Annotated in this window: 17 protein-coding genes and 2 rRNA genes (1 of these 19 running past the window's edge); 14 read left to right on the forward strand and 5 right to left on the reverse strand. The window is 44.0% G+C overall.

What is annotated here, in order from left to right:
- A 23S ribosomal RNA gene (locus tag GWR21_RS22645) occupies nucleotides 1-1,262 on the forward strand; it begins 1,618 nt to the left of the window's first position.
- Nucleotides 1,263-1,374: 112 nt separating this feature from the next.
- Nucleotides 1,375-1,486, forward strand: a 5S ribosomal RNA gene (gene rrf, locus GWR21_RS22650).
- A 63-nt stretch (nucleotides 1,487-1,549) separates the two neighbouring features.
- Here rrf and GWR21_RS22655 read toward each other — a convergent pair.
- The 3 genes from GWR21_RS22655 to GWR21_RS22665 form a co-directional block, all read right to left on the reverse strand.
- Nucleotides 1,550-2,374, reverse strand: a complete 825-nt coding sequence (locus GWR21_RS22655; protein ID WP_162333926.1) for a hypothetical protein — start codon at nucleotides 2,372-2,374, stop codon at nucleotides 1,550-1,552.
- 12 nt (nucleotides 2,375-2,386) lie between these two features.
- Entirely contained in the window at nucleotides 2,387-3,424 is a 1,038-nt protein-coding gene (locus GWR21_RS22660) for a LacI family DNA-binding transcriptional regulator (RefSeq protein WP_162333927.1), read from the reverse strand.
- Nucleotides 3,425-3,579: 155 nt separating this feature from the next.
- Nucleotides 3,580-6,138 carry a zinc-dependent metalloprotease gene (locus GWR21_RS22665; RefSeq protein ID WP_162333928.1) on the reverse strand — a complete coding sequence of 853 codons (2,559 nt, stop codon included), beginning with the start codon at nucleotides 6,136-6,138 and terminating at the stop codon, nucleotides 3,580-3,582.
- A gap of 739 nt (nucleotides 6,139-6,877) precedes the next feature.
- Here GWR21_RS22665 and GWR21_RS22670 point away from each other — a divergent pair.
- The 8 genes from GWR21_RS22670 (at nucleotide 6,878) to bla (ending at nucleotide 16,648) form a co-directional block, all read left to right on the forward strand.
- A complete protein-coding gene (locus GWR21_RS22670; protein WP_162333929.1) occupies nucleotides 6,878-7,738 on the forward strand; it encodes a MotA/TolQ/ExbB proton channel family protein in 861 nt (286 codons plus the stop codon).
- A 69-nt stretch (nucleotides 7,739-7,807) separates the two neighbouring features.
- Nucleotides 7,808-8,467 (forward strand): ExbD/TolR family protein, encoded by a 660-nt coding sequence (locus GWR21_RS22675; protein ID WP_162333930.1) that lies wholly within the window; start codon nucleotides 7,808-7,810, stop codon nucleotides 8,465-8,467.
- A 72-nt stretch (nucleotides 8,468-8,539) separates the two neighbouring features.
- Nucleotides 8,540-9,133, forward strand: a complete 594-nt coding sequence (locus GWR21_RS22680; RefSeq protein WP_162333931.1) for an ExbD/TolR family protein — start codon at nucleotides 8,540-8,542, stop codon at nucleotides 9,131-9,133.
- Between the two features lie 42 nt (nucleotides 9,134-9,175).
- On the forward strand, nucleotides 9,176-10,015 hold the full coding sequence (locus tag GWR21_RS22685; protein WP_162333932.1) for an energy transducer TonB: 840 nt from the start codon (nucleotides 9,176-9,178) through the stop codon (nucleotides 10,013-10,015).
- A 96-nt stretch (nucleotides 10,016-10,111) separates the two neighbouring features.
- Nucleotides 10,112-11,497: a tRNA uridine-5-carboxymethylaminomethyl(34) synthesis GTPase MnmE gene (gene mnmE / locus GWR21_RS22690; RefSeq protein ID WP_162333933.1), complete on the forward strand. Its 1,386-nt coding sequence runs from the start codon at nucleotides 10,112-10,114 to the stop codon at nucleotides 11,495-11,497.
- 208 nt (nucleotides 11,498-11,705) lie between these two features.
- Entirely contained in the window at nucleotides 11,706-12,839 is a 1,134-nt protein-coding gene (locus tag GWR21_RS22695) for an L-dopachrome tautomerase-related protein (protein WP_162333934.1), read from the forward strand.
- Between the two features lie 263 nt (nucleotides 12,840-13,102).
- Nucleotides 13,103-15,736: a non-ribosomal peptide synthetase gene (locus GWR21_RS22700; protein WP_162333935.1), complete on the forward strand. Its 2,634-nt coding sequence runs from the start codon at nucleotides 13,103-13,105 to the stop codon at nucleotides 15,734-15,736.
- Nucleotides 15,737-15,763: 27 nt separating this feature from the next.
- The gene (gene bla, locus GWR21_RS22705) at nucleotides 15,764-16,648 is read left to right on the forward strand and encodes a class A beta-lactamase, subclass A2 (protein WP_162333936.1); all 885 of its coding nucleotides are present in this window, start codon (nucleotides 15,764-15,766) and stop codon (nucleotides 16,646-16,648) included.
- On the opposite strand, the gene GWR21_RS22710 is transcribed toward bla, so the two are convergent.
- Nucleotides 16,641-19,754: a lantibiotic dehydratase gene (locus GWR21_RS22710; RefSeq protein ID WP_162333937.1), complete on the reverse strand. Its 3,114-nt coding sequence runs from the start codon at nucleotides 19,752-19,754 to the stop codon at nucleotides 16,641-16,643. The genes bla and GWR21_RS22710 overlap by 8 nt on opposite strands.
- A gap of 236 nt (nucleotides 19,755-19,990) precedes the next feature.
- Between GWR21_RS22710 and GWR21_RS22715 the strand changes: the two genes are divergently transcribed.
- The 4 genes from GWR21_RS22715 to GWR21_RS22730 all read left to right on the forward strand — a co-directional run bounded on the left by GWR21_RS22715 (nucleotide 19,991) and on the right by GWR21_RS22730 (nucleotide 22,374).
- Nucleotides 19,991-20,149: a hypothetical protein gene (locus GWR21_RS22715; RefSeq protein WP_162333938.1), complete on the forward strand. Its 159-nt coding sequence runs from the start codon at nucleotides 19,991-19,993 to the stop codon at nucleotides 20,147-20,149.
- 37 nt (nucleotides 20,150-20,186) lie between these two features.
- Nucleotides 20,187-20,375, forward strand: coding sequence for a hypothetical protein (locus GWR21_RS22720; protein WP_162333939.1), 189 nt, complete (start codon nucleotides 20,187-20,189; stop codon nucleotides 20,373-20,375).
- A gap of 64 nt (nucleotides 20,376-20,439) precedes the next feature.
- Complete coding sequence (locus GWR21_RS22725; RefSeq protein WP_162333940.1) at nucleotides 20,440-21,654, forward strand: lanthionine synthetase C family protein; 1,215 nt, start codon at nucleotides 20,440-20,442, stop codon at nucleotides 21,652-21,654.
- A gap of 93 nt (nucleotides 21,655-21,747) precedes the next feature.
- Nucleotides 21,748-22,374: a LuxR C-terminal-related transcriptional regulator gene (locus GWR21_RS22730; RefSeq protein WP_162333941.1), complete on the forward strand. Its 627-nt coding sequence runs from the start codon at nucleotides 21,748-21,750 to the stop codon at nucleotides 22,372-22,374.
- Here the strand turns inward: GWR21_RS22730 and GWR21_RS22735 are convergent, their stop codons facing one another.
- Nucleotides 22,375-23,499: a hypothetical protein gene (locus GWR21_RS22735; protein ID WP_162333942.1), complete on the reverse strand. Its 1,125-nt coding sequence runs from the start codon at nucleotides 23,497-23,499 to the stop codon at nucleotides 22,375-22,377.
- Nucleotides 23,500-24,070: the final 571 nt, after the last annotated feature.

The raw sequence follows: 24,070 nt of genomic DNA on the forward strand, positions 1-24,070 counted from the left end.
TTAGGTTATAGCAGCCCGTACCGTAAACCGACACAGGTAGTCGAGGAGAGTATCCTCAGGCGCTCGAGTGATCCGTGGTAAAGGAACTAGGCAAATTGACGCTGTAACTTCGGGATAAGGCGTACCGCAGTAATGCGGTCTCAGTAAAATGGTCCAACCAACTGTTTAACAAAAACACAGGGCCCTGCAAAATCGAAAGATGACGTATAGAGCCTGATACCTGCCCGGTGCTGGAAGGTTAAGGAAGGATGTTCGGAGTAATCCAAAGCTTCTGACTGAAGCCCCAGTAAACGGCGGCCGTAACTATAACGGTCCTAAGGTAGCGAAATTCCTTGTCGGGTAAGTTCCGACCTGCACGAATGGTCTAATGAGTTGGACACTGTCTCTACCACGAGCTCGGTGAAATTGTAGTATCGGTGAAGATGCCGGTTAATCGCAACGGGACGGAAAGACCCCGTGAACCTTCACTACAACTTAACATTGATTTTGAACAACAGATGTGTAGGATAGTTGGGAGACTATGAAGCAGCTTCGCCAGGAGTTGTGGAGTCAACGTTGAAATACCAACCTTCTGTTGTTTAGAGTCTAACTCGGCAACGAGGACATTGTTTGGTGGGTAGTTTGACTGGGGTGGTCGCCTCCTAAAAAGTAACGGAGGCTCGCAAAGGTACCCTCAGTACGGTTGGTAATCGTACGCAGAGCGCATTAGTAAAAGGGTGCTTGACTGTGAGGCCTACACGCCGAGCAGGAGCGAAAGCTGGCTAAAGTGATCCGGTGGTTCTGTATGGAAGGGCCATCGCTCAAAGGATAAAAGGTACTCCGGGGATAACAGGCTGATCTCCCCAAGAGCTCATATCGACGGGGAGGTTTGGCACCTCGATGTCGGTTCGTCACATCCTGGGGCTGGAGAAGGTCCCAAGGGTTCGGCTGTTCGCCGATTAAAGTGGCACGTGAACTGGGTTCAGAACGTCGCAAGACAGTTCGGTCCCTATCTGTTGTGATCGTTAGTAAATTGCGGGGACATGACCTTAGTACGAGAGGACCGGGTCGTACGTACCGCTGGTGTATCAGTTGTGCCGCCAGGTGCAGTGCTGAGTAGCTATGTACGGAAAGGATAAACGCTGAAAGCATCTAAGCGTGAAACCAACCTCAAGATGAGTTTACTTTTAAGGGCCGTCGGAGACTACGACGTTGATAGGCTACAGGTGTAAGGGTGGTAACATCGAAGCCGAGTAGTACTAATTGCCCGTAAGCTTTAATTTTATTTTTTGTGATAGACTATTACAATTTCCCAATATGTTACCTTATTGGTCTTAGGTCAGAGTAATCGCTGTAAAGTGTCTGGCTGTGAGACGTAGATCATATTCAAGATCTTATGGTGGTTTTGCCAAGGGTGTTCACCTCTTCCCATTCCGAACAGAGAAGTTAAGCCCCTTATGGCCGATGGTACTGCACAATCATGCGGGAGAGTAGGTAGCTGCCATATTTATTGAAAAAGCTCCGGACGAAAGTCTCGGAGCTTTTTTGTTTTTAGCCTGTTTATAACGCTTTATTCTTTCTTTTTCTTCCTGAAGTCATCATACCAATGAGCGATATTGACGGATACTCCCATTCCAAATGCTACAGGCAGGAAATATTCGTTAAATTCATATCCCGCATAAGCCTCGTCGTTAAGCAATAATGAAAACATAAGCTGCATCTGAAATTTGACATATTTATACCCGGCCCTGAATGTAAATGCCGGTTCATAAAAAGGTAATGTTTTTGTACCTATATTAAGGTAGTTCACTCTTCTGTCGGGTTGGTTCTCGAACGCTTTCGCACCTGCATAGAGATTATTAAATTTTACTATAGAGAACCGGGAGGTAAATGCTGCTTCAATAGCAGGGTGAGCAAAACCAATTCCTGGTTGAATAAAGAACTTATTAAAGTGTGATCTTAGCAGGTAGTCATTAACAGTACCAAGACTACTGCTATAATCATCCGACAATGTTTTAAAGCTACCATTGCCATAACCTGCGTAGACATCAAAGACCATTCTCTTTTTAAGATCTAAAGGCTTAAAAAATCCGACAGCACCTTCAATAACACCACCTCTTGTATTTTCATCCATAAACAGGTCATCACTCTCTTCATCGTCGATATTAATTCCTAAATCGTATACATACTGTCCATTAGCCATGATGGCGATGTTATTTGACACAGCAAATGCAGCCTGGAAATTGGTAGGAGACACACTCCCCTTGAATTCATGCTTTTCTTTTAATAATGGCTCATTCACAGTATTGGGAACATAGATGTGGCTGTTGCAGGCAGAAAAAAACATCAGCAGGCTACAGGTAGTAGCTGCAGGCAGGTTGAAATAGTTTCGCATAACTTAATTAATTTAAGCAGTTTCTGGTTGCTCGCTTGATTCCCTTTCGATCAGTTCCACCGGAAATACAAAGTGTTTAGTGATCTTCATAGTATCTCCATAGTTGATCAGCTTCACAATTGTATCCACAGCTTTCTGCCCCATTTTATAGCCGGACTGTTCAATCGTAGTAAGTGCAGGAGTAATAATTCTTGATGCCTGATCATTTGAATAACCCACTACTTTGATATCTTCAGGGATTTTAACGAGTTGTCTTTTGGCTTCCTGGATAAATGCTACTGCTGATGTATCATTGGCGGCAAATAGACCATCTGGACGTTCATATTCACCAAGGAGTTCTTTAGAAGCGGCAATTGCTGCTTCCGATGTCAAATTATGAACGTACATCAGACGCTCATCGAAAGGGATGTTGTATTTCGCTAATGCCGTTTTATAGCCACTGAGGCGTTGCTGGTAAAGATTGCAGCTTAGCATTCCTGTGAATAATGCAATACGTTTACAGCCCTGCCGAATCAGATGTTCAGTAGCAAGAAATCCTCCTTTAAAATCATCTCCAGTAATAGTATAACCAGGGAATTCGGCTGGAACGCGGTCATAAAAGACTAAGGGTATATTATTCTTTATAAAGGGTGTGAAATGTTCATAATTGACTGTGAACATGGAAGATACAGCAAGGAGTCCATCCACTCTAAGGGAGAAGAATGTATTGACCAGTTCCTTTTCCATTTCTATTGTATCATCAGACTGCCCTATTACAATACTGAAGCCATATTTATGTGCTTCATGCTGTATACCACTGATGGCAGTACTCTGGAAATACATGGAAGTACGTGGCACTATCAGGCCGATAATGTTGGATCGGTTCTTACGTAAACTGGACGCTATCCAGTTCGGTACATATCCCATTTCAGTGGCGGTCTGACGTACCTTATCTCTTGTTTCCTGGTTGATCAGCTTATTATTTTGTAAGGCTCTCGATACCGTGGAAGCAGATAAGTTTAGCACTCTGGCAATGTCGTAGATGGTAATTTTAGTACTTCGTTCTTTCACATTCTTGAGGTTCAGTATATAAATATAGCGATATATTGAGCAACTTTTGTAACAAGCAACCTCATTATTTTCATAGGATTAGATATTAACATTCTAAAAGCAGTGGGGCTCCGGTATACCGGAGCCCCACTGCTTTTAGAATGGCTGATGATTGATTATTTCGGATCCAGTGCCTGACTGATTCTTTCTGCAAGATCGCTCAGGTGATAGCGGCTAAGCGGGTCTTGTATAGTAGCTGCCGCAGCACGGATATCAGTACGCAGTGATACAAGGTGCGCACGTGCGATACTGCTTACATCCGATTTGGTTGGATCAGCTGGAGCAGGACCGAACATGATACTCATTCCACTCATTGAAGACTGCTCTTTAGCAGATATAAGCTGGATGACGTGGTCTACGTATGATTTCTGCAGATTACGGCGGAATACATCAATAGTCTTCCGGCTGTACACCTCACTGAAAATACCCTTTTTCACATCATTCAGGAACGCGGTTGCCTGGTAGCTGGTAGCGCCGTCATTTGCTTCATTGTTAATTAGCTTAACAAGCGTATTACTACCCAGGATGCGATCCAGTACCGGATTCTGACGGGCACTTACGATAGTAGTAGCATTATTCCCCGTACGTGAAAGAATGTCTTTATCGAGCAGCCATTTAGGAGTCGTGAATACCTGATCATTCAGGAATTGTACGGCTTCCTGCTGAATATTCTTTGGAACAGCTTCGTATACACCACCTTCCTGTTCTACAGTTTTAGGTGTTTCGTAGATACCACCGATGTTCTTGGCAACATGACCCAGGTAACGGCCGAACTGCGTATTAACTTCACGATACAGTTCTGCGAGGTTGCTGTAGCCTTCATTTTCTTCTTTGGTCCAGGTGAGGAGATTAGGCATGATACGTTGCAGGTTCTTGATACCATAAGAACCTGCTTTCATTGCATTATCACCCAGGTCTTCATTCTGAGATCTCGGATCGTCAGGATTTGTTTCTGTACCAAACCAATATTTCTTTTCTTTCAGTTTTTCAACAGTCCACTTGTTAAGGATAGCTTTTTCAGCATCAGCAGTTGCTGCTTCCGGGATCAGTTTGTATCCCCATTCAATAGCCCATTTATCATAAAAATTGATGCGGGGATAGAGGTCAGCACCAGTAATTCCGTCTTCTGGTTGAGCTACATAGTTAAAACGTGCGTAGTCCATAATGGAGGCAGCGAAACCGTTTTCTTTCGTCCATGCTTTATCTCTTAGTTTCTCAACAGGATATGTTGAGCTGGAGCCAAAGTTATGGCGAAGGCCAAGTGTGTGACCTACTTCATGAGAAGATACGAAGCGGATCAGTTCTCCCATCAGTGCATCATCAAATTGCATTGTACGTGCACGCGGATCGTTTGGAGCACATTGTATAAAATACCAGTTACGCAGTAAGCGCATCACGTTATGGTACCAGTTTATATGGCTCTCCATGATCTCACCGGAACGTGGATCGTGAATATGTGGACCACTTGCGTTAGGAATATCGGAAGGTTTATACACGATGGCGGAGAATCGCGCATCCTCAAGACTCCAGGTAGAGTCCTGCTCACGGGTAGGAGCCACTTTGGCTACAACGGCGTTTTTGAAGCCTGCTTTTTCGAATGCGGCCTGCCAGTCATTCACCCCCTGGATCAGATAAGGAACCCATTTTTTAGGGGTAGCCGGGTCTATATAGAAGATGATCGGTTTCGCTGGTTCAACCAGTTCTCCACGTTTGTATTTCTCAAGATCTTCCGGTTTGGGTTCAAGACGCCAGCGGGTGATCATGGAAAGGCGTTTTACACCCTGTGGGTCCAGATCAAAGTCAGTTACAGAAGTGGTGAAGTAGCCTACACGAGGGTCGAAATACCTGGACTTCATCGGTACTGCAGGGAGCAGTATCATGGAAGAGTTCAGCTCAAGCGTCGCATTGCCGCCAGGACCAGGCATACCAGGTCCCTGTTGACCAGAAGCTTTTGAATAGGTTTTAACCGTTTTGATTTCGGTATTAATAGGGTAGGATTTAACATCAACTATGTATGACTTATCCTGCTGAACGGCACCCAGTTTAAGCATGCTTTTGACGCGGGAGTCGAAGAAGAAGATGTCATTATCACCCTGTATATAATCGGTCAGATCAATTACAGTACTGTTCTTATCTGAAAATGCTTTAATATCAAATGCAGCAGCAATGGGTTGAATGTTGGAATTCATCACAGCATTGAACATCGGCTGGCTGGAATCTCTGGAGATCTCAGAATAAGAGATGTTTTTGAGAAAGATGCGGTTATTAGGTCCTTTCTCAAAGCGGATCACGTTTTCTCCGATTTCATCACCACTGTACCCCATCATGGCAGCACGCAGGCCTGCTGCCGATTTGGAGATGCGGTTCACGACGAGGATGTCTCGTCCTAAAAGAGAATCGGGGATCTCAAAGAACACTTTATCATCCTGCTTGTAGATGTTAAACAGGCCGGAGTCTGCGATAGCAGCAGATGTAATAACCTCACCAAATTTTTTGGGAGCCGTTTTCGGACCGCTTTTGGCGGGCATAGGTGGACGGACTGTCGAATCTTTAGCGGGAATAGGTTCCTGTTGGGTCTTCTTTCGCTTTTGTGCTGTCGACATAGTGTTGATACTCAGTACCAACAAAAGCGTACCTGCGGTTGTGGCGATGGTACGGATTGCGTTTTTCTTCATTTGTGTGTATTAAAAAAGGTCGGTTTATTGAGAATTTAGTGGGTAGTGTTGAAAATACACATATTAAGCAGTAACTTATCGGGGAATTCCATGAACGCTTAAAATGTTACAGGAATGGACACGGGGAGAAATAATGATATATCAACAGTATCTTAAGAGGATATAATGTTTATGAATAAATTTGTTGATATGGTATCTTTTATACTTATATTACAGAGTGAATGAAATGTTGCAGTGTCTCTATGATAGACGTTTTTCACCTGCTTTATCGATTTTACTCCACGTTGGAAATAGATAGACCGGTAGGTAACCAGCTTAAATTTTATGATATTGTGATGACTGCTCAAAAGCTTAAAAATGACTCAAAGTGTGGATGGTAGCGGATAAGGAGGGAAAAATGTAACAGAAAATTTCTGTTGGAACATTTAAAAAAATTCTTAAATTGTGCGTCCAACTTTGAAAAAAATCAATAAATTTCAGGTTCCAGGGATATTATTCATAAGGGGTGTAGCCCAATTTTTGATATAGGTTGCAATTGACAATTAAAGTGTATGCTCAACAAAACAGTGGATTGTAAGGCTGCCTGCTGGCGGCTTTTGGTGGTGCGTTAAATTTTGTGAGATTTTGAGGGCTGCACTTGTTTTTTTGGGTCAACCGTATAACTTTGCGAATCACGTATTTATATTGCAGAAATAACAAAAAACAATAGTTTAATCTTTAACACTAAAATTCAATCAACATGGCTGAGACTAAAACAACTGTGACTGCAGGTTCTGCCAAAGCATCTTCTCATCAACCTAAGAAGTCATCCAATGTATTCGCATTGCTGGCTGTGCCTATCTGTATCGCTATAGGTGTTCTCTTTTACATCTTTGTATTAGGTAGTCCTGATAACTTCCAGGGTGGTATCAAAGGTCCGAACGCGCATCCAGTTGAAGAGGGTATCGGAAAATGGTTCGCAACAGTTTATCAGGGTGGTGCTATTGTACCTATTCTTATTTCTGTACTACTGATCTGTGTAACTTTCGTAATAGAACGTTTCCTGTATATCACTAAAGCGAAAGGTAAGTTCAGCGGTGCTGATCTGGTAAGAAGAGTTCAGTTCCACCTGGCTAATAAGAACGTAGACGCAGCGCTGGCTGAGTGCGACAAACAGAAAGGTTCTGTAGGTAATGTACTGAAAGCTGGTCTGAAAAAGTACAAAGAAATGATCACCAACACTGAGCTGGATACAGAGCAGAAGATCCTGACTATCAAAAACGAGATCGAAGAAACTACCGCTCTGGAACTGCCAATGATGGAAAAGAACCTGGTGTTCCTGTCCACTATCGCTTCCGTAGCAACCCTGCTTGGTCTGTTCGGTACTGTATTGGGTATGATCAAATCCTTCTCTGCTATGTCTGCTGGTGGTGCTCCAGATTCTGCTAAACTGGCATTAGGTATCTCCGAGGCGTTGATCAATACCGCTCTGGGTATCGGTACTTCCGCTATCGCGATCATCATGTATAACTTCTTTACCACTAACATCGACGGCATCACTTATGCAATCGACGAGTCTGGTTTTACTTTGACTCAGAGCTTCGCAGCTAACCACAAATAATTTTTAATTATTTGTGTGGAAAACGCGCAGTTTTGAATCTATATAAAGTAAACTAAAAAAGGAGTAAAGATGCCTAAAGTTAAAATGCCCAGGAAGAGCACGCTGGTTGATATGACCGCGATGTGTGATGTGGCTTTCTTGCTGCTCACTTTCTTCATGCTGGCAACCAAATTTAAACCGGACGAGCCGGTAACTGTGGTAACTCCGTCATCCATCAATACTAAACTGCTGCCAGATTCTGATGTAATCATGCTGACAGTTGATGCAGGCGGTAAGATATTTTTCAGCATGGACGGCCAACCTAAAAGGCAGCAGCTGATCAATGACCTTGACCAACAGTATAAGCTCGGTCTGACTGAAAAGGAAAAAAACAACTTTGTTGTTGGCTCCAGCGTAGGTACGGATATTAAAAGCCTGAAAACTTACCTCGACATGAAACCTGAAGAGCGTAAGAAAGCCGGCTTGGAAAAAGGTATTCCAGTTGACTCTGCCAATAACGAAGTAGCTGTATGGATCGAATATGCAAGATCTGCACAGGGTGGAAATCCTAAGCTGCAGTATTGTATTAAAGCCGACAATGGTACTCCATATCCTGTAATCAAGGACATCCTGGATACCTTCAAGGAAAAAAAGATTCAGAAGCTGAACCTGGTGACTAACCTGGAAGCTGCACCTGCAGGATCTGCAGCAGCGCTGGCCCGTGCCGAAGGTAAGTCAGATCATGAATAAGCAGATTTCAAGTAAACAGCAAGCAACGCTGCGGCGCTGAGTTGCTATTGAAAACTAAAAAAAAGAGCTACTATGGCAGAAATGGATACCAGCAGTAGTGGTGGGAAAGGTAAACACCAGGGTACGAAATCCAAGAAGCAGTCTACACGCGTAGACATGACTCCAATGGTGGATCTCGGCTTTCTCCTGATCACGTTCTTCATGTTGACTACGACGATGAGCAAGCCCAAAACAATGGACTTGATCATGCCGAAAGATACTGAGAATGAAAAAGATCAGAATAAGGTTAAAGAAAGTACTGCACTCACTATACTGCTTGGAAAAAAAGACCGCGTATACTACTACGAAGGTCTGGCACAGGACCCGAACGCATCGGCAAATCCTGACTTTTTCAAAGCAACAACTTTTGCTAACACAGGCGGCATCAGAGATGTAATTATTAAAAAGCGTGATGAGGTTTCTCAATTAAGGAACTCAAAGGGAGAACCTGAAGATGTGGTAGTAATCATCAAAGCTGATGATGACGCTACATACAAGGATTTCGTTGATATTCTGGACGAAATGGCCATCAATCGCATTCAACGTTATGCTACAGTTGATATCAGTGACCAGGATAAAACCTGGATTAAGCAGACTGAAGCAGCTAACGGCGGTGGCTCCAAGTAATTTAGAAACAATTTCTTTGTATCCATCCTTAAAATTTAAACAATGGATTCCGCTAAAGTCTTAAAGTCCGATTTTCTGGATATCCTGTTTGAGAACAGGAATAAGGAATATGGGGCTTATGACCTCAGACGACAATACGACAAAAGGGTGCGTAACGCCGTAATCGGTAGTGCCGCGCTGATGTTGGTTGTTATCGCAGGTTATGCAATCAGTAACTACATCAATAAATTAGAACGGGAAAATCCTGATAAGAAACCCGTGATAGAGCAGATCAAGATGGAGGACGTGAAGATTCCGGATGATCCGAAAACGCCACCTCCACCTCCACCTCCACCTGCTCCACCACCACCGGTGAAGCCATCCGTACAGTTCACTCCTCCTGTCATCAAGAAGGACGAAGAAGTACCGGAAGATGAAGTACCGCCTAAAATCAAGGACATTGAGAATAAGGCAATCAGTACTAAAACTGTAGAAGGTGATCCTAACGGTATCGACCCGGGATTACTGGAAGATAGTAAAGGTACAGGTGTGGTAGAAGCTCCTCCTCCTCCTCCAAAAGAAGAGATCTTTACTTTCGTAGAACAGCCGCCTACCTTCCCCGGTGGTGAAGAAGCGCTGGCTAAGTTCCTGAGCAAAAATATCCGTTATCCTCGCGTAGCGCAGGAAAATTCGATCTCAGGTACTGTGTTTGTACAGTTCGTAGTAGACTCAGATGGTAACATCAAAGATGTGAAAACTGTAGGTGCTGCGAAAGGTGGTGGTCTGGAAGAAGAAGCTATCCGTGTGGTAAAAATAATGCCTAAATGGAAAGCTGGTAAACAGAACGGCCGTCAGGTATCTGTTCAGTTCAACCTGCCTATCCGCTTTACTCTTCAAGAGTAGCAGATTCAAGGATATTTATCCGAAAACCCGGTCCGGCCCAGCCGAGACCGGGTTTTTCTATTTATTGGTATATTGCTGCCTGAATTGTGAATAATTATGCTAGGGAATAATCTTACCGGATACGACGATACAATTGTAGCATTGGCTACAGCACCAGGTATAGGAGCAATTGCGGTAATCCGCCTAAATGGAACAAAAGCAATTGATATCTGTAATTCCCTGTTCCCTGCCAAAGATCTCCATCAGCAGGCAGGACACACGCTCCATTTCGGTGCGATCACTGACAGAGGGCGTACGATTGACGAAGTAGTGGTCAGCCTGTATAAAGCACCCCGCTCCTATACAGGAGAAGATATTGTGGAAATCTCCTGCCATGGTTCTCCTTACATCCAGCAACAGATCATAGATGCCTGTATTCACAATGGTGCCCGAATGGCTAAACCAGGTGAATATACCATGAGGGCCTTCCTCAATGGTAAACTCGACCTGACCCAGGCAGAGTCTGTTGCAGACCTTATCGCCAGTAACTCCGCCGCCAGCCATCAAACCGCTATGCAGCAGATGAGAGGTGGCTTTTCTAAAGAGCTTTACGCCCTGAGAGAACAACTGATAAGTTTTTCTGCCCTGATCGAGCTCGAACTCGACTTCAGCCAGGAAGACGTCGAGTTTGCCGATCGAACGCAGTTATATCGCCTGATTAATGAAGCAACAGTTGTGGTGACTCACCTCGTTGACTCGTTCCGTATGGGTAATGTGATCAAAAATGGCGTTAATACCGCCATTGTAGGTAAACCTAATGCGGGGAAGTCTACGCTATTAAATACGCTCCTAAATGAGAATAGGGCCATTGTTAGCGACATTGCGGGTACTACCCGCGATACCATTGAAGAAATCCTGAATATACAAGGTGTCCTATTTCGTCTGATAGATACCGCAGGTATTCGTGAAAGTGCAGACATTATCGAAAGTATCGGTGTGCAAAAGACAATGGAGAAAATACGTGAGGCTGGTGTAGTACTATATCTGTTTGATGTAAATGAAACCTCCCGCGAAGAACTGCAGGTACAGGTAGATACTTTCCTGAAAGAAGGGATCAATTATCTCCTGATCGGTAATAAGACCGATATCGGAGGAATGGCACTGATGCAGGAGAAATTTGCCGGTATCGCAGATATTCTCTTTATATCAGCCAAGCAACATGAGCACATACAGGAACTTAAAGACCGTCTCGTACAAAAGGTAATGAGTGGTGATATCAACACTGAAGATACTATTGTCACTAACGCCCGCCACTACGCCGCTTTACAGGAAGTATTGAAAGCTTTGAAGGATGTTAGATTTGGACTCGATAGTCAGTTGCCGGGAGATTTGCTGTCTCTGGATATCCGGAGATGCCTGCATTATCTCGGAGAAATAACCGGACAAATTACTAATGAAGATCAGCTGGATTTTATTTTCAGCAAGTTCTGTATCGGGAAATAAATAGTTCGCTTTATTAAACCACTATGCCTCTACTATCTGGTAGAGGCATAGTGGTTTAATGGAGATTGTGTGAAGCGTGTTCCGGACAACGCAGAAGGCCAGAACCTCGTCTATATCTTAAACCTATATTCATACCCGATATACCATCAAACATACTAGTATCTGTTGCCTGTTTCGTCTCACCTTTGTATAGCAAAAGATAATACACATGAAAAATACACTAACAATTTATATAACCTTCTTTGCTTTACTGCTGGTCTCTTGTGTTAACAAGAGCGGCTCTTTATCCAATACCATAGATTCGACAACGACAAGCACCGGCCCTGGTGCGCAACTCGAAGAAGTATTTGCTGACAGTACGTATCAACTTACAGGTGTGGCAGTATCTCCCGACGGAAGATTATTTACCAACTATCCTTATTGGCTGGATACCCATCGTTATTCAGTAGCAGAAGTGATAGATGGTAAACCTGTACCATACCCTGATTCTACCTGGAATAGTTTTAAAAAAGGAGATAACGGTGAGAATAAATTCGTCTGCGTACAGGCTGTTGTAACAGATGAAAACGGGTATCTGTGGATTGTAGATGCGGCTGGTATCGGACTGGGCCCCGTGTATCAGCATAGCAACAAAGTAGTGAAGATCAATCTTGCCACAAACAGTATTGAACGTATATACCGCTTCCCTGAAAGTGTCACTGACAACGATAGCTATATTAACGACATCCGTGTTGATAACGCAAAGGGTTTTGCCTATATGACGAGTTCCTCCAATGGTGGTATAGTTGTACTGAATACTAATACAGGGGATGCGCGATTTGTATTACATCAGTCTCCCTCCGTAAAATCAGATACTGCATATCACTTTGCTATAGCAGGAAGAGAGCTGACTAAAGCAGATGGCAGTATACCAAAGATTAACTCAGATGGTATCGCATTATCTCCCGATAAGGCATGGCTATATTATAAACCACTTACTGATAATAGACTCTATCGTATCAGCACTTCCCTGCTTCGTGACTTTTCTTCTCCACTCCAGAAAATAAACAACAGTGTTGAAGACCTTGGTAAATTCATAACCACTGATGGGATGGAATTTGATAAAGAAGGCAATCTGTATCTAGGAGACCTGGAAAAAAGTAGTATTGTAAAGATTACACCCGATCTAAAAATGCATACGATAGTAACAGACACGGCCCTTCTTTCCTGGCCTGACAGCTATAGTATCTCTGCTGACGGCTATCTGTATATTTCAGCTTCACAGATCGCACGTATGCCGTGGTTCAATGATAACAAGAGTCGTACGGTATATCCTTATAAAATTTTCAGACTGAAATTGTAGATGTCAAACCACTGTGTCTCTTTGCACATGTAAACCGCCTGCAGCTGCCAATCAAAGAAATTACAAATGCAGAGTCGGTCACCTGCTATGACTACTACTACTACTACTATACGGGTATGGGCGTCGTTCCTACCCGTGTATTTTATTAGGATATCCCACTAATAACTGCTTACTCAAGTATATTTCAAAATCACACTAAACTAATTCAACTCCCCGTTGTTTAAAATGATACATCAGCATGTTATAATCATATCTGGGAATCTATGTCGCAGAGACAAGCATTACATGAACGGAATCCCTCACCTACATCGGACTATCGCCTTTCACATCCACTGGACCTACGTTCTCTACAGGAACTCATCCATGAAAAAGCGCTGCTCTACCCCGATAAGGTCGTACTACGCTTCAGGGATCACGTAATAACATATAATAAATTAAATAATTCTGCCAATCAATTCGCCCGGCTCCTGGCTGATTACGGCATTCGTAAGGGCGCAATAGTAGGGCTTGCATTAGATCGTTCACCAGAAATGCTCTATTGTCTGCTCGCTATTGTAAAGGCTGGTGCCACCTATCTTCCGCTTGATCCCGAATATCCACAGGCCAGGATAGAATTCATGTTGCAGGATGCAGACGCCAGCCATCTTATTACTTCCGACAAATACTCAGGTAAATTTCAGAGTAAGGCACGTGAAATACTGATGGAAGATTTATTGCGGCAGTCTCCACAGTATAACGTTACGCCTCCCGAGGTGAACATTAGTATGAATGATGTAGTGTATATACTATACACATCAGGCTCTACCGGTCAGCCGAAAGGGGTACAGATCACACAGCTGGGGCTGGTGAATTTCCTTGTAGGCATGTTGAAGGCTCCTGGACTAGCCATGCATGACAAGGTGCTGGCATTGACCACCATCTCATTTGATATATCCGGGCTAGAATTATATCTGCCATTGATTGCCGGTGCTGAGATCATCCTGACTGATGTGCAGACTTCCAGAGACACGCGACAGCTTATGGAGACTGTCAGACAACAAGGTATAACTGTTATGCAGGCCACGCCGGCTACCTGGCGTATGATGCTGGAGTCCGCCTGGGAAGGCCGTTTGCCGTTGAAAGCACTGATCGGAGGGGAGGCGCTTTCCAAGAAACTGGCGGAGCGGCTCCTGGAGAAATGTGATAGTCTTTGGAATATGTATGGCCCTACAGAGACAACTGTGTGGGCTACACTAAAAAAGATAAATCTGGATGATGAAATTATCACCGTCGGCAGACCTATAGACAACATGTTCGCCTATATTCTGGATAGTCAGCTAAGACCTGTCCCTGATGGCACTGTCGGAGAAATATTTATTGGTGGCGCAGGTGTTGGGAAAGGATATCTGAATAGGCCTGAGCTGAATAAGGAACGTTTTATCCATGATCCTTTTTCTGATAGCCCCGGTGCGTTGATGTATAAAACCGGTGATCTCGGTAGGATTGTAAATGATGGAGAAATACAGTGTCTTGGCAGAATGGACCACCAGGTCAAGATTAGAGGCTATCGTATTGAACTGGGAGAAGTAGAATACACTCTTGGCCAGCAAAAGGGGATCAAAGATGTAGTCGTGCTGCCCAAGGATGAACGGCTGGTAGCCTATGTCGTGCAGGAAGATGGCGCTAGTATAAACTTTGCTGAATGGCAGCAGATATTGAGAAAAACGCTGCCTGAATACATGGTACCAAGCAATTTCGTACTACTGCCCCAATTTCCGCTCTCACCGAATGGCAAGGTAGATCGAAATGCCCTGGACGCCATGGGAATGGAAATGGAAAAAGCTAGCCGCATATATGTCCCGCCCCGTACTGAACAGGAAAAGCTGGTCGCAGGCATCTGGGGCGATTACCTGCATGTAGATAAAGTTGGGATAAAGGATGATTTCTTTGAATTAGGAGGTACCTCCATTGTCGCTATGCAGATAATGGCCCGCATAGAAAGAGAGATGGGGAAGCGGCTGCCGTTGGCCAGCCTCTTTACTGCTAACACAGTAGAAAAGCTGACTACTGAAATGGAACTGGACGATCAGTCGATCTCCTGGGATTTACTCGTACCGGTAAAGCCAACCGGTAATAAGCCGCCCATATTTATTGTCAACGGGCTCGATATGAATGTGCTGCTGTTCAATAATATTGCACGTAATATGGACCCGGATCAGCCTGTATACGGCTTTCAGCCACGGGGGCTGAACGGACTCGATGAACCATTTGAAACGCTGGAAGATATGGCAGCTGAGTATATCGCTGCACTACTTGAAAAAGAATTTGCAGATGGCTACGCTCTTGCAGGATATTCCTATGGGGGAGTAGTGGCCTATGAAATGGCCAGACAGTTACAGGCGATGGGAAAAAAGGTGAAAATGCTGGCGATGTTCGATACCTACGCCTATAACAAAGGTCACTTTGAAACGGGGTTGCCCAGGTATATCCGAAAAATAAAACGACAGTTTCCCAAGTTCTTGTTTATCTCTCATTCACTTATTCATAATCCTGGAGAAACGTTACGTTACCAGCAGGCATTCTTTGTCAGAAAGTACAATGAGTTCGCCGTATATATGGGTATACAGCGGCCTCCTGAAACTGAAAGTGCAGAAGACAGGATCAATGAGAAATATGAGCTGGCTTACAGCAAGTATCACATGCAGCCATCAGATGCCTGTATCATTGATTTATTCCGCGTAAATATCAGGCTCTATTATCTTGATGACCCTGACTTCCTTGGGTGGAAACCTTATGCACTTAAAGGAATTGAAGTACATGATGTAAAAGGCAATCATAAAACATTTCTCATGCCGCCTAATGACAAAGATTTTGCTATCTTGCTACAGCAATTGGTAGACAAGCGTCTGAGCGAATAATACCAATGCTCAAAGCCCATAATTGAAATGAGAAATCTAATCTTGCCATGTTCCCTGGCATTATCGTCCTTACTGTTAGGCATTCAAAGTTCCGCACAACAAAAGAATACCAGAAAATACATTCATGAAACCACTGCCGCCGCTCAGGGACATGTTGGTATGGCAATGTTAACATTGCAGGGCAAAGACACGATGTCGTTTAACGGCAATGACAGGTTTCCGATGCAAAGTGTATTCAAAGTACCACTGGCACTTGCTGTACTCGATCAGGTAGACAAGGGAAAGCTCAAACTTGACCAGATTATCCACATCAGAAAGGAAGAGTTATTACCAACCTGGAGTCCTATCAAAAAAAAGTATCCGGATGGAACAGATATGCCACTCAGTGAGTTACTTGCTTACACTGTTTCGCAGAGTGATAACAACGGCTGCGACATTTTGTTTCGCCTGGTAGGAGGTACCGACTATGTAGATCGATATGTCCATAGTATTGGTATCGACAGTATATCCATCAAAGCAACAGAAGAAGGAATGGCACAGGCCTGGAATGTACAGTATACTAACTGGGCTACACCCGTCGCAATATTGCATATGCTGGTCGGTATAGAAAAAGGGAGTTACTTGTCTAAAAGTAGCAATGACTTCCTGCTCAAAATTATGCGTGAAACTACAACAGGTCCAGGCAGAATGAGAGGCCTGTTACCTAAAGATGCGATAGTCGCTCATAAAACGGGCACTTCCGATACATGGAGCGGGATCACTGCCGCTACCAATGATGCCGGTATCGTCACATTACCAAATGGAAAAAAATATGCCATTGTCGTGTTTGTCAGCGATGCGAAAGCCGATGAAGCTACCAGAGATGGTGTCATCGCTAAACTCACCCGGCTGTTCTGGGACAGACTCAAATAGCCTGTTGCTGCTTTTGCATAGCTAATCTGGATTCATAATACTTACTCAGAAAATGATAGACAACCATTTCATGTTTCCGCTGGTTGGAAGAGAACATCCTGTTCAGAAACATGTGAATATAACTGGATAATAGCTCGTCCCATGTATTAACAGTCACAGTACGAATGGCCTGTTGAATGTGGGACGATCTTTTTTCCAGTAGCAATGCTACCTCTTCAATTTCATTAGTTGTATCCTGTTGAGGATCAAGGAAACTACTGATCTGACGCATGTGTTTACGATAACTGGCATTTAATTGTGTCTGCAATGTCTGGCTTCCTCCAAATTCACGGAAGAAATGTTGTTGTAATCTTTTCAGATATGCCGCTCGTTTCGGAAGCATATAGCCAAAGTCCTGCAACAACATATCCACACCCCGTATCGCCAGCAGCCAGCGGAAATGTTCTCCTTCTTCTCCCTGCAGGAGGTCTATACAGCCAATGGCCGCTTCGCTGTCATAAAAGAAGATGTTTTCACTTAGCACCATTGTCTGTTCCCCATATCGCTCTATTTCTCTTATATAGGTATCTGTCTGTATCTTGTGAATAAGAATGGGGTCTATATTGGCAGATATCTTTTCATGTAGTTCTTCCAGTACAGTTTTCCAGAACACAGGATCAGTAGCATGATGGAAGCGTATCCGCAGATGATCTTCCGGATCAGTATAACGAATGAAGAACCATTTATCAATGATGCTCCTTTCTACCAGGCTTTTCACTAACGGAAAGACGACTTCTTTCAATACCTTCTCCGCTGTAGTAACCCCCGTATAGATCTTCACGTATAACCATTCACTGCCCGTCTGGAAACGTCGTGGTAGTGTTGTCTGAGAGGATGGAAGTACAGGCGGTTGTTGTTGCTGTATACTTTTAAATGGAATAATGATCTCATTGGTAAATCTGCCCGCAGTGCCGTTCACCCAACACTGATCGGGTGTCTGTAATACCTCCTGTAATGTCAGTTGCTCTTTCTTTAACAGTGTGGTCACTAATAATTGTATACAGGCTGTATTATCAAGGTCAATGAACAACTCATTGTCCCGCTCTGCAATAGTAACATACCTTGGGAGGCGTAATGCTGCTCTGATAACGGAAAAGGCGGCCACCTGCTTTGCCGGGGTATCATTCTTTTTTAGCGAAGGATGTTCTTTACTGTGAATAACCCAGCTGCATTTCTGCAGAATGATTTTCCCATATCGTACTCTGGGTAGAAAGGAGGTTGTTACTGGTAGCTGCCATTGCCAGCCAGTAGCATGCCTTAACTGCTGGAACTGCAGATCACAGAGGAATTTGTATATCGGTAGACTTCCAACAGTAAAATTATGTGCGGTACTCAGCCGGGGTATGACTCTTTTGTTGAAATGTTTTGAACGTAGTATAACGCGGTCCTGCTGTACACTAACCATCAGGTCTGTTACCGGCAGCTGTCTGTCGGCTGGCACGCTGCCATTTCCGAGATATACGATCTCATACGCTCTCAGCTGCGGCCTTAACAGGATATTGCCCGTACGAGATTCCGGCAGATGTATGATCTCCGCATAGATCACATCCGGCTGACTATCCGCTTCTTCTCTGAGACATTCCTGTACCAGTGTTTTCAGTTCAGGATCACCATGACAGAATCTTCCCAGCAAATTAGCCGCTGAAGGTCCTCCACAGGAACTGAAATCGAACAAATATACCCCATTATCCAGCGTTTGCGCATTTTGACTAACCAGGCTCCCCATCAGATAAAAGCTGTCCGGAATAGGGCTGTTTTCGCCAGATACGAGGTGGTTGATATCTTCGTCGGTCAATGTCACTTCCACCTGCTGTTGCTGCATGCAAGCCATATATCTCTGTAGCTGAAACTGCCGCATATTATTCCAGGTAATAGTTTCGGAGGAATGGCTATTCCCAGCGGATATCTCTTCCAGTAATGGAGCATATGCCGCATAATGACTATTATAGGCACCATAACCGATGCCTGTTTCCGTATCCAGTGCAAGGGCCAGTGGCACTTCCTGCTCTTCGTAGCGCTGAATGAAATGCTTACAGAACTGCTGTAGATCAGGATGCTTATTGACAGTGGATAACTTCCACAACATTGTCATCTGTTCCTGTATTTCACTGATTACAGACTGACTGATCGTATTAGTTGCTGTAGATAGAAATAGATCCGTCTGGATCAGGTCTTTATTTTTGGTTTCGGGTAATAGCTGTCTGACCAGTGTATGTATCTTCAGATACTGTGAGACACCTGGAACTGCGATCGTCAATAATTGTTGTATACTACTAAGTATATGAGTCACTGACTGAATACCATGCAGTTCTGCTGTTCGCGCCGTCAGTACATGAAAGAACTCTTCGCCGGTGATAGTCGGTTCCAGTTCACTGACCAGTATCTGACTTGCTATCAGTTCCTGTATAAACCCGTTCGCCTCATCTTCACTGATCTCTTCGTCGGTAATATGTTGGGAAAGTGTCTGTAGCGTGGCGCCTTCGGCGGATTTATTAAGCACTGCTTCCAGATAGGAAGAATAATTGACTGCGGTAAGGTCGTACTGCCGGAACTTGTTTTTCACGGTGAACGCTGCATACCTGTAGGTGTCTCCTGCTCTGTAAATGGAATTATTTGGAAAGTAGCGTAATTGTGCCTGTACAACAGGAATAGCTGCAATGCTTTCTGCCAGTTCTGCTACATAGTTCATGTCCAGTCTGCAGTGTTTTCTATGCGCATCAGCTGACTGAATATACACATCCGTTGAAGAGGCAATATGTCCAGTACTACATCCGGCAAACAATCCATAAGGCGTACAACGTGTGCTCATACGCAGCACATATCGAAAAAGAGACATCACCAGTTTCTGTATATCCTTTTCGTTGCTGAGTTGTCCGGTTTGCCATTTCCCGAGTTCGCTGCTCAACTCTGGTGAGGCGATATATATAGCTTCTGCAAGATAGGGCGTCGAAAAAACTGTTTTTATTTCATCAGCCATTGCTACATAAGGCAGCTGTAAAAAGCGGGTTAAAAAATCTACCGGCATCAGTGGAGACCTGAGCAGGTAAAAGCCTTTATCAATGATCATAATGTTCTGAATACAACCAATAAGTTAACTTTTATCTGTATTGCGAAGGCCCCCCTTAAAAGGTGATATTTTGTTAACTCGGAAACAAGTGCAGAAAATCCCCTTTTCCAGTGATGGTTGTAAGGCTGGTTTATCCTTATCTTTAAGAAGAATGAAACCCGAACCCTCATTGCCCGCTATAACGAACTGCTAGAGAAACTGTATTCATTTCTTAATATTTAAATCACTTGTTAACTATGAAGAAAGCGTCAAGCAAAAAGCTGAACCTTGGTAAGATCAAAATTGCCAAATTAAGTGCTACAAAGCTGGAAGTTGCTAACCAGCAGGCTAATGCACCAACCTACACTGGTTGCAGCCTCTTTAAATGCCCTCCACCTCCGGAAGCAGGAAACTAAGTACAGCAGTTTATTGAAAATCTAAAACCGCATGCTAATGAAAAAGAAAGTTGAAAAAAAACTTGACCTTGGTAAGATCAAACTGGCCAGTCTGACCCGTGAAAAACAGGATATGAACAATGGCGCAGCCTTGATACCTACTACCACAATACTTTCCTTTAAAGTATGTACAGACGATATCAGTCAGGGCGCACCTATCTGCAGCGTCGACTCCTGTCGTTTCTAACTGTATAATCATGGTGCAGCATACACTACAATGTCTGCACCATGATGCTTTGTGATGACTATATATGGATTATAAAAAAAGTGCCGGGAAAACGTTACAGCGTATCAGCATTGCGCTGGACAGCTTTACAGAAAATAGTGCCAGCCCCGGTTTATTGGGAGGCTATACAGGTGCCGCTTTATTCTATGCCTACTATTATCAACTGACAAAAAAAAGAAAACATCTCAGCAAAGTACATCACCTGCTGGAACAGGCTGTACATGATCTGGCCGGAACTGCCCTTCCTTATAACTATTGTAATGGCATTGCCGGCATCGTATGGGGGATACAGCATCTGGTTAAAGCCGGCTTTGCCGGAGACGAAGGGCTGGAAGACATTTTTGAAGATGTCGATGCAATACTCGGAGAAGAAATGATCAGCACATTACAACAGGGAGGCCATGATTTCCTGCATCAGGGACTTGGGATTGCCCTGTATTTCCTGGAACGGACTCAATATCCGCTTGCTGTTAAATGGTTAGAGGCAGCTGTTGATGCGCTTCAGGATACAGCTATTGAAACACTGGAAGGTATCACCTGGCAAGACCATCTTACCGGCCTGACGGACAGGCCCGCAAATGAAACTTCTTTTAACCTCGGCCTTGCGCACGGAGTGCCTGCCATTCTCTCCATTCTGGGCATGATACATAATAAGGGTATTGCAGTAGTGCAAACGGCAGCGTTACTCAGAAAAGGGCTGAACTGGTTGCTGGACTGTAAAAATCCACCAGACAAAACAGCTATATCCCTGTATCCGGCGCTGGTAGACATCCAACATACAGCACTTACCGGACATCAAAGTCGTCTTGGCTGGTGTTACGGCGACCTGGGCATCGCCACACTGATGCTGAATGCTGCTAACTGGTTGAGCGATAATACTTATAAAACGTACGCACTAGACATCTTCCATCATACATTACAACACCGGAATGCACAGAACGGAAGTGTACATGACGCCTGTCTTTGTCATGGCAGTGCAGGTATTGCCCATATATACCGGCGTGCCTGGTTGCAAACAAATGATCCTGCTTTACTCAATGGTGCAACACACTGGTTACAACATACCCTGCAAATAAATACACATCAGGACGCCCCAGCTGGTTTCTGCTTTTATGGAAAAGGAGCCTATGAAAACAGTTATGGCATGCTGGAAGGCATAGCTGGCATCGGACTTTCACTTATTGCGGCAATTGATCCTGATACAGATCCTGCATGGGACCGGTGTATATTGTTATGCTGATATTTTCGTTATATTACGTATAAAGCCGGTTGCCTATTGTAAGTCAAATGTTACCCATTACTGTCCGCATTGGCATATTTTAAATGGATACACATGATCCGCCTGTATTTCGTGAATAACCATCCTATTATCCTGGAAGGCCTGCACTCATTTTTTAATGACGAACATGATATCATCATAGCCGGAGAGGCCAGAAGTGGCGTAGGATGTCTTAAATTCCTGATGCATAACAGCGTCGACGTTATTATTATTGATACCTGTCTGCCCGATATAGACAGCGTGCAATTGTGTGCCAATATTAGAATGGAATATCCGGCAGTCAGTGTACTCGTACTCAGTTTTATGAAGGAGGAACGATATATCAACAGTCTGCTGCAAAGCGGTATAGGCGGTTATGTACTCAATACGGCAGACAAAGGTGAACTGCTATTTGCGATCCATTCTGTATATGCCGGAGAGATATATCTCTCACCTGCTATCAGGCAGGCGATGAATAGTGAAAGGGTAGGGGTACAAAAAAAATTCCCTCCTCTTACGAGAAGGGAAAAAGAAGTATTAAGTCTGATATCAGAAGGAAATACAAATGCAGAAATTGCAGAAAAGCTGTTTATCAGTGCTGATACTGTGAATAGTCACCGGAAGAAATTACTTGCCAAACTGGAAGTCAGGAATACCGCGATGCTTATTAAGTATGCTGTTGATAACAACCTGCTGGTCTGATCAATTACTCTTGAAGTAGATCTTTTCCACTACAACCCCCAGCTTTTTCATCGCTGATGCGTCGCTCTTTACTCTCTTATCACCAGTCACCTGATCATATAATTTAGGATCGCTGGAGTTATTGGCCTTGAACACCACATTCACTCCTTTTCCTGCAAACGCACCACCTTCCCAGTCAGCGACTGCACCACCATTATCCCACTCAAATCCATTGATCCTGAAATCACGGCCATTCACCTTTACTACTTTTTCCAGAGGATCGCCCACTTTGATACCGAATGGCGGTTTCCACTTGGAGTTTTCTTTTGTGAAAGAGACAGCAGTACCTTTTTCTCCGTTAAAGAGTACTTCCATTTCATTGTCCGTATCAGGGAATACATAGTATCCGGTACCGATTTCATTGCCCTGGTAGTCCTGCGCCGTGCGTGCTACTACATTCTCTTTTCCGTAAAGCTCATACAGTTGTTCCGGCTGGCGTAACTTGAAAACAGGTCTTACGTCCCAGTTGAATGTCTCCGCTGCCGCATTTGCCGGAGCTGTAGGTGTGCTACCTGGTTCAGCAGGAGCTGTTACACCATTAGCGGCAGTCGTACTGGTTGATGCCGTGGCGGTATTATTATCCGTGGTGGTAGCAGTGGCATCCGCAGATGAATTGTTATCTGCCACGGCTGGTGAAGGCAGCTGCATGGGCGGCAGGGTAGCCGGAATAGCACCCGTGGTATAAAGGGTTGACTTCTCTTCGAGCAGCGCTTTCGTTTCGCCTTTATACTTATTGGCTACATATGTAGCCAGTGGGAATACACTGTTGGTCTGCAGGTTCATAGCCCTGAGATGCGCAATGAACTGCTGTCTGTTACCATTACTGAACTGGTAGATAAATTTCAGAGAGGCATCTAATGCTGCAGGATCTTTTGCCAGTTCCGTCATTGTCTTATCAATATCCAGACCGGCAGCGCCGCTCCTTGACATCTGTTCAGTTACGAAGACAACAAGGGAGTCATTCCTTACTTCGTAACGCTTCGCGAATTTTCCGGAATAATCTTCTGCGATCTTGTCCTCCAGTTTCGTTTGCGCTTGTATGGTAAGGGGGAGAGCAAATGCTAATATGGCAATGATGCGTTTCATGCATGGTCGTTTTAGTAATAGGAATTGGCCTGATCACAACCAGGCACTTACCATTACTAAATTATAGAATTATCCTGATTGTTAGCGCGGATACGGCCTTTTTCGATTGCTTACTGGCATTTGCCGGCGAGCAGATATACCCGGGTATAGCGGCTAACGTAGGAACCGGGTCGGATATTGCGTAGACCGGTATTTCATAACGCAGAATTATAAAGGCATAACGGCAGTCTGCTCACGGAGAAAATATAAAGATCACTGTTCACTGTTCGATGTACAATGCTTGAATATTATTTATGCTTTATATGAAGTTGTTTTTCAGATAAACATATAGGATTGCCGGTATATTGAGCGATTGACATTCCTTTACGGGTCTTCTGAGGGTACTGTTGGTCATAGCAAAGCAAATATGGTTTAACGGTTATCTGAGTGATACGTTTTCGGGCGATCGTGTTTAGTCCAATGGTGAGCTAAAGCTAATAAAATAAATTTTACAGAAGAACTACTGAATAGAATAATACTATGGGCACACGCGTTTCGCATAGCGCACTTTTTGCCTGCTGGTAAAAATGAC

Source organism: Chitinophaga agri (assembly GCF_010093065.1).
Lineage (GTDB): Bacteria > Bacteroidota > Bacteroidia > Chitinophagales > Chitinophagaceae > Chitinophaga > Chitinophaga agri.